The sequence below is a fragment of the Curtobacterium sp. B8 genome, from assembly GCF_000333315.1.
Lineage (GTDB): Bacteria > Actinomycetota > Actinomycetes > Actinomycetales > Microbacteriaceae > Curtobacterium > Curtobacterium luteum.
This window is the reverse complement of the sequence record NZ_BACW01000267.1, coordinates 1-7376: the sequence shown is the minus strand read 5'-3', so window position 1 is coordinate 7376 and position 7376 is coordinate 1. Positions and strand designations below refer to the sequence as shown.

The following is a 7376-nucleotide window of genomic DNA, read 5'->3' as shown; positions in this document are numbered from 1 at the left end:
ATCTCGGNGCCGCGCAGCGCCTCGGCCTGCTCGCTGAACTCGTCGAGCTTGGAGCGGCCGCGTCCGAACGCCTTGAGCACGCGGATGCCGTGCACCGACTGCTCGACGCTCGTGGCGAGGTCGCCGACCTGGTCCTGGCTGCGCCGGGCCACCACCGAGTACTTGCGCTCGAACAGCAGGCCGTTGATCCACAGCGGGATCGACGCGACGAGGAACACCAGGCCGAGCAACCACCCGAAGGAGAACAGCACGACGAAGCCGACCACGATCGTCACGATGTTGACGACGAGCAGCACGACGCCGAACGCCAGCCACCGGCGGATGAGCGACAGGTCGGACACCGACCGGGACAGCAGCTGGCCGGACTCCCAGCGGTCGTGGAAGGCCACCGGCAGGTCCTGCAGCTTCGCGTAGAGCGCGTTCCGCATGCTCGTCTCGATCCGCGTCGACGGACGCATGACGAGCCGGCGACGCGAGGCGATGAAGAACGCCTCGAGCACACCGAGCGCGAGCACGCCGAGGCCGGCCGGCCAGATCTGCGCGGCGTCCTCCGAGGACAGCGGGCCGTCGACGAGCCACTGCAGGACGTAGGGGATCGCGAGCGCCACCAGCGAGGCGCCCATCGCAGCGGCCATGCCGCCGATGAGCCGACGCTGGTACGGCTTCACGTAGGGGTGGATCCGCGCGATGGCGCGGAAGGTCGAGGGTCGGTCGGTGGACGGGCGCGCCTGGTCTGGCGTCTTGGACATGCGTTGCGTCCTCGTGCGTCGTGCCGCAGCCCCTGGCCGGTCGCTGCTGTCGCAGCCGTCAGCCGGGAGGCTCGGTGTCCGTTGCGTGGTGGTCGTCGGCCGAGCGGGTGGCCCGGTCGTGGGCCGCTCCTGCCCGGTGGGGCGGGTCGGCCTCGCGTCGTGGCCGTTCGCCGCCGCACAGCGCGGCGTCGGATCGGTCGGAGTGCACCGGGGGCGTGTCCGTCCCCGGGTTCAGGCGTGGGCTCGCGCGGGCCCGTGCTCGTCGCCGCCGGTGGTCACCCGGCGGCTCGTCGCGTGCTCGTCGTCGTCGGTCGTGACCGACGGCTCGTCGCTGGCTGTGGGATCCAGCCCTACGCGGACAGCGGTGCCGTGACGGCGGGCGTACCCGGGAACGGGTACGGCGCGACGGCTCCGGGTGCGAAGCGGGGCCGTGCGTCGGGAGCGGTCCCCACGAGGCGCACGATGTCCGCACGGGCTGCCATGGCCGTGGTCGGGGTCGTCGTGTGCATCGTCACTCCAGTCGTCGTCGTCGTCACCGTTGTGTCCGCGGTGCCGCCGGCCCGGAGCAGTCTCCTGCTGGGTCGTCGGCTGCCTGTCGCGGAGCCTTACAGAATATTCACAGTCGAACGGAGCGCGCAAGCGTTTTCCGACGGTTGCGGTTGTTCGACTCAGTGGAAGAAGTGCCGCTCGCCCGTCAGGTACATCGTGACGCCCGCTGCCGTCGCCGCGGCGATGACCTCGTCGTCGCGGACGCTGCCGCCCGGCTGCGCGACCGCGCGGACCCCGGCGTCGAGCAGGACCTGCAGGCCGTCGGCGAACGGGAAGAACGCGTCGGAGGCCGCGACCGACCCGGCGGCGCGGTCCCCGGCCCGGTCCACGGCGAGGTGGCACGAGTCGACCCGGTTGACCTGCCCCATGCCGACGCCGACGCTCGCGCCCGCGTTCGCCAGCAGGATCGCGTTCGACTTCACGGCGCGGCAGGCCTTCCAGGCGAACGCGAGGTCCGCCAGGGTCTGCTCGTCCGCGGGCTCGCCCGACACCAGGGTCCACGTCGACTGGTCGAACCCGTCGAAGCGGTCGGCGTCCTGCACGAGGAACCCGCCGGAGACCTGCTTGACCTCCTGCGGCGCCAGCGCGAAGTCCGCGGGCAGCTGCACGAGGCGGATGTTCTTCTTCCGCGAGAGCACCTCGAGCGCCTCGGGGTCGAAGGCCGGGGCCACGACGACCTCGGTGAAGATGTCCGCGACGGTCTCGGCCATCCCGAGCGTCACGGGACGGTTCGCGGCGATGACCCCGCCGAAGGCCGACAGCGGGTCGCAGGCGTGCGCGGCGGCGTGGGCGGCGGCGATCGGGTCCGCTGCGTCCGCCGGTGCGGTGGCGATGCCGCACGGGTTCGCGTGCTTGATGATCGCGACCGCGGGCTCGGCGAAGTCGTAGGCGGCGCGGACGGCGGCGTCGGCGTCCACGTAGTTGTTGTACGACATCTCCTTGCCGTGCAGCTGCGTCGCCTGGGCGATGCCGGTGCCGTCCTCGGCGCGGTAGAGCGCGGCGCGCTGGTGTGCGTTCTCGCCGTAGCGGAGCGTGGTGGCCAGCCCCGCGTCGACCGAGAGGTGCTCCGGGAAGTCCGCACGGGCCTCCTGGCCGGCGCCGTCAGCCGCCGCGACCGTGCCGATCACGTCCGAGGCGAAGTAGGAGGCGACCGCGGTGTCGTACGCGGCGGTGTGGGCGAACGCCTGCGCCGCCAGACGCTTCCGGAGCTCGAGCGTCGTGCCGCCGGCGCGGACGGCCTCGACGACCTCGGCGTAGGAGGACGGCGAGACGACGATCGCGACGTTCGGGTGGTTCTTCGCCGACGCGCGGACCATCGCCGGGCCGCCGATGTCGACGTTCTCGACCACGGTCGCGGTGTCGGCACCGGACGCCACCGTCTCGACGAACGGGTACAGGTTCACGACGACGAGCTGGAAGGCCTCGATGCCGAGCTCGGCGAGCTGCTGCTCGTGCGACTCCAGGCGCAGGTCGGCGAGGAGACCGGCGTGCACCGAGGGGTGCAGGGTCTTCACACGACCGTCGAGCGACTCCGGGAAGCCCGTCACGCTCGACACGTCGGTCACCGCGAAGCCCGCGTCACGGATCGTCTGCGCGGTGGACCCCGTCGACACGATCTCGACCCCGGCGTCGGCGAGCGCGCCGGCCAGCTCCAGCAGACCGGACTTGTCGGACACCGAGATCAGTGCGCGGCGCACGGGCACCACGTCACGGTCGCGGTACAGGCTGGGGTCGGCGGCGTGCACGCTCATGCGTTCGGGGAGCCCTTCAGGTCGGTCTTGCCGTTGGCGATGTCGAGGACGGTCTGGATCAGCAGGCGACGTTCGACCGGCTTGATGCGGTCGTGCAGCGTCGACTCGGAGTCGCCCGGCAGCACCGGGACACGCTCCTGCGCGAGGATCGGGCCCGAGTCGACGCCGTCGTCGACCGCGATGACGCTCGCGCCCGTCTCGGTGACGCCGGCGGCGAGGGCGTCGCGGACACCGTGGGCGCCGGGGAACTCGGGCAGGTACGCGGGGTGGGTGTTGATGATCGCCGGGGAGAACTCGGCGACGACGGCCGGCGGCAGCAGGCGCATGAGGCCCGACAGCACCAGGAGGTCCGGCGACCAGGGGCGGATCTGCTCGGCCAGGGCGGCGCCCCACTCGGCGCGGCTGGCGTAGCGGGAGTACGGAACGGTGAAGGTCGGGATCGAGAACTCCTCGCCCAGACCGAGCCCCTCGGCGTCACGGTCGGCCCCGATCGCGACGACGCGGGCGGGGTACTCGGCGTCCGTGGTCGCCTCGAGCAGCGCCCGGAGGTTCGACCCGGTACCGGAGATCAGGACGACCAGTTCGAGCACGGGGTCCAGCCTACCGGGGCGCTCGGGCGTGCTACTCCGCCGACTTGGGCCTGCGCCACCAGGGCAGCTCGTCCTCGGGGATCTGGTCGGTGCGGTCCCAGTTCGGTGCGGCGGCGGCGCGGTCACGCGAGGCGGGTCCGTCGTCCGCGTCGTGCTCGTCGTGGTCGTCAGGCTCGTCGTGCTCACCGGGCTCGTCGTGGTCGTCAGGCCGGTCGTGGTGGCCCGCGACGAACTCCTCCGTGCTCCAGGGGAACGCCGGCTGCGGTTCCGTTCCCGGCGCGGTGGGCAGCGGCGCCGAGGCCGGTCCCACGTCGTTGCCGGCGACCCGATCGCGCAGGGCTGCCGCACGGTCCCGGACCCCGCCGCGCACACCGTCGGCGGCGCCACGCAGGCGGTCGCGCACTGCGCTGAAGGCGGGGCGGCCGGCGTGGTCCGGGGCCTCGTGGTCGACGCGGTCGGCGGCGACGACGTCCGTCCGGGCCCACGCGGGGAGTTCGACGTCCGCGTCGGCGTCCCGGTGGACGTCCGGCCCGGCGTCAGCGTCCCGCTCCGGCCCCGAGGTGGCAGCGACCGGTCCGTCGTCGACCGAGGCCGTGCTCGACTCGGCGTCGGCGTCGGCGTCGGCCCCGCCGGCGGCCGGCGCGTGGTCGACGGGCTCGTGCACCTCCTCGACCACGAAGCGGTGGACCTCGGTCGTCCGACCCGCCCCGGCTCGGTCGAGCGCGGCGAGCAACGACCCCTCGGCGCCTGCCGCGGTGTCGTCGTCGTCCGTCTCGGTCCAGCGCTCCCGACGTTCCGGCAGCCGCACGAGGTCGCTGCCGACGGCGAGCGCGACGACCGCCGGCACGCCGACCTCGAGCGCGGCGAACGCACCGACGACGAGCGCGTGCGGCCCGACCTCCGCGAGCCGGCCGGGCCCGAACGAGCCGGACGAGATCCAGGCGACGAAGCCGGTGAGGACCCCCGCGACGAGGCCGGCCGCGACGCCGCCGAGCGCCCGGTGCAGCGCGGAGTCGGCGGTGCCGAGCGCCCGGACGAGCCGCGGCCGCAGGAGTCCAGCGACCGCGAACCCCGCGACGACCGGCACGAGGACCCAGACCAGTCCGAAGGTGTGACCGGACGCGGGCAGTGCGCCGAAGACCGGGAGCCCTGGGATCGGGCCGAGCGAGGTGCCGATCGGCGAGACGCTCGAGCCGGTGCCGATGGCGAACCCGGGCCCGACGAGCCACGAGGTCGCCCAGCCGACGAAGTCCGGCAGGAACGCCAGCTGTCCGACCGTCAGCGCGATGCCCCCGACGACACCGGCGTGCGACCGCTCGTACAGCGTGATGACCTCGGCGAACGAGCCGAACAGCAGGAACGCGACCACGGCCCCGGCGACCGCGACGACGACGGCGGTCGCGGCCGTGCCGACCCGGAGTCCGAACGCCGCCACGGCACGCCAGACCGCGGGGATCCGCTGCACCAGGTCGATCGCCCGCTGCAAGACCGGGTCGGGCGGGAGCATCCGGCGCGCGCGGCACACCTCGGAGCCGACGAACGCCGGGATCCCGAACCAGAGTGCGGGGAACACGACGGCCTGCCAGACGCTCGGCTCCGTCGCGGTGGAGGTCGACGAGAGCGCCACGGCGAGGCCCAGCACGGCGACCACGGCGGTGCCGACGAGCACCCCGGTCGTCCGGTGCGCCGTCTCCGCGAAGCGCCGACCCGCACGGGCGCCGAGCCATGCCGTGACGAGGGCGAACCCGAGCGCCGCGAGCGTGACGTGGATCGGCGCCGATGCCCCGCTCACCCCGGACGACCGCGCGAGCGCCGAACCGAGCAGGAACGTCACGTCGACCCCGTGTCCGACGAGCCAGACGCTGCCGCTGGCCTTCCAGAACACGTCCCAGTCGACCTGCAGACCGTACTCGAAGCCCCACAACAGGGTCAGCGGCACGAGCGCGATCCCGACGCCCACGCCGACCGTCACGATCCCCTCGATCGCGGCGAGCACGGCGGTTCCCAGGCGGTTCATCCGGGCCAGGCTACGTGCTGCTCGGACGTCCTCGAGTGAGCCGCGCGGGGGCGTCACCCGACCACACCCTTGCCGTGTTGGTATTTCGTATTCATAATGTTTGTATGCACACGATCTCGCTCGCAGCCGCGAAGGCCACCCGCATGACCGCCCTCCGACTGCGCAACGCGACCTCGGACGTGCCGGTGTGCGACACCGACGATGGCCCGGTCGTGAGCATGACGAGCTTCGGTGAGCGCATCACCTCCGCACACCTGGCCCTCGAGAGCATCGCGGCGGGCTCGTTCCGACCGAGCCGACTGGTCCTGTGGCTCGACGACCCGCGCGCGGTGCACGCGCTGACGCCGGGACTGCGCCGGCTGGTCCGTCGTGGGCTGGAGGTACGGCTGGCCGAGGACGACGGTCCGCACAAGAAGTACTACCCGTACGTCCAGTCGGAGCGCGTGCACCGGGTGCCACTCGTCACGGCGGACGACGACTGGCTCTTCCCGCGCCGCTGGCTCGAGACCCTCATGCGCGAGCACGCCGCCGACACCTCGACGAACACCTCGCACCGCGCCCGCGACATCGCGGTCGTCGGCGGAGCCGTCGCGCCCTACGCGGAATGGGGGCGGATCGGTGCACGCGGCTCCTCGCCGCGCAACCTGGCGACGGGCGGCTGGGGGCACGTCCTCACGCCGCGCATGCTCGAGGCGCTCCGGGACCGACACGAGGAGTTCCGCGCGGCGGCTCCGCGCGCGGACGACATCTGGCTGCACCGGGTCGCGGTGGAGTCGGGCACCGCGCCGAAGTCGGTCGGCCGCTACGACCACCGGCACATCCTGCACCTGCCGATCGGGTCCGGCCCGACGCTCGCCGAGACGAACGTCGATGCGGGCGGCAACGACCGCCAGGTCTCGGCCGCTTGGACCCCCGAGGTGCTCGCGCGGATCACCGGCGACACGCAGGAACCCGCGACGACCCTGGCGGCGACCGACCCGGCCTGACGGGCACGGGGCTCGGGGCTCGGGGCTCGGGAACCACCCGGACGACGGAAGGCACGGCGCGAACCCGCACCGTGCCTCCCGGCCGTCTGTCCGGACCCGTGGTCCGGCGGGGTCGCTACGCCGTCGCGGCGGCGACCACCTCGCGCAGCAGCGCCGCCGTCTCGGACGGCGTCTTGCCGACCTTGACGCCGGCGGCCTCGAGCGCCTGCTTCTTCGCCTCGGCCGTCCCCGCGGAGCCGGACACGATCGCGCCCGCGTGCCCCATGGTCTTGCCCTCGGGCGCGGTGAAGCCGGCGACGTACCCGACGACCGGCTTCGTGACGTGCGCCTTGATGTAGTCGGCGGCACGCTCCTCGGCGTCACCGCCGATCTCGCCGATCATGACGATGGCCGAGGTCTCGGGATCGGCCTCGAACGCGGCGAGCGCGTCGATGTGGGTGGTGCCGATGACCGGGTCGCCGCCGATGCCGATGGCGGTCGAGAAGCCGAGGTCGCGGAGCTCGTACATCATCTGGTAGGTCAGGGTGCCGGACTTCGAGACGAGTCCGATCGGCCCCTTGCCGGTGATCGTCGCCGGGGTGATCCCGACGAGCGACTCGCCCGGGGTGATGATGCCGGGGCAGTTCGGGCCGATGATCCGGGTCTTCCCGCCGAGCGCCTTGGCGTGTGCCCAGAACTCCGCGAAGTCCTGCACCGGGATGCCCTCGGTGATGACGACGACGAGCGGGACCTCG

The 7376-nt window shown here is 73.2% G+C and carries 7 protein-coding genes; 1 reads left to right on the top strand and 6 read right to left on the bottom strand.

From position 1 onward, the window contains the following. The 5 genes from I59_RS06470 to I59_RS20735 form a co-directional block, all read right to left on the bottom strand. Positions 1-749: ABC transporter ATP-binding protein (locus I59_RS06470; RefSeq protein WP_022903166.1), on the bottom strand; the 749-nt coding region annotated here is incomplete at its 3' end. Between the two features lie 350 nt (positions 750-1099). Further along, a complete protein-coding gene (locus I59_RS22685; protein WP_175327605.1) occupies positions 1100-1258 on the bottom strand; it encodes a hypothetical protein in 159 nt (52 codons plus the stop codon). Between the two features lie 159 nt (positions 1259-1417). Then, positions 1418-3049, bottom strand: coding sequence for a bifunctional phosphoribosylaminoimidazolecarboxamide formyltransferase/IMP cyclohydrolase (gene purH, locus I59_RS06460; protein ID WP_022903164.1), 1632 nt, complete (start codon positions 3047-3049; stop codon positions 1418-1420). Next, entirely contained in the window at positions 3046-3639 is a 594-nt protein-coding gene (gene purN / locus I59_RS06455; protein WP_022903163.1) for a phosphoribosylglycinamide formyltransferase, read from the bottom strand. Before purN ends, purH begins: the two co-directional genes overlap by 4 nt. A gap of 31 nt (positions 3640-3670) precedes the next feature. Further along, the gene (locus I59_RS20735) at positions 3671-5656 is read right to left on the bottom strand and encodes a DUF6350 family protein (protein ID WP_022903162.1); all 1986 of its coding nucleotides are present in this window, start codon (positions 5654-5656) and stop codon (positions 3671-3673) included. Between the two features lie 104 nt (positions 5657-5760). On the opposite strand from I59_RS20735, the gene I59_RS20730 reads away from it, so the two are divergent. After that, on the top strand, positions 5761-6642 hold the full coding sequence (locus I59_RS20730) for a hypothetical protein (RefSeq protein ID WP_022903161.1): 882 nt from the start codon (positions 5761-5763) through the stop codon (positions 6640-6642). Positions 6643-6757: 115 nt separating this feature from the next. On the opposite strand, the gene I59_RS06440 is transcribed toward I59_RS20730, so the two are convergent. Beyond that, on the bottom strand, positions 6758-7376 hold a 619-nt coding region (locus I59_RS06440; RefSeq protein ID WP_022903160.1), incomplete at its 5' end, for a hypothetical protein.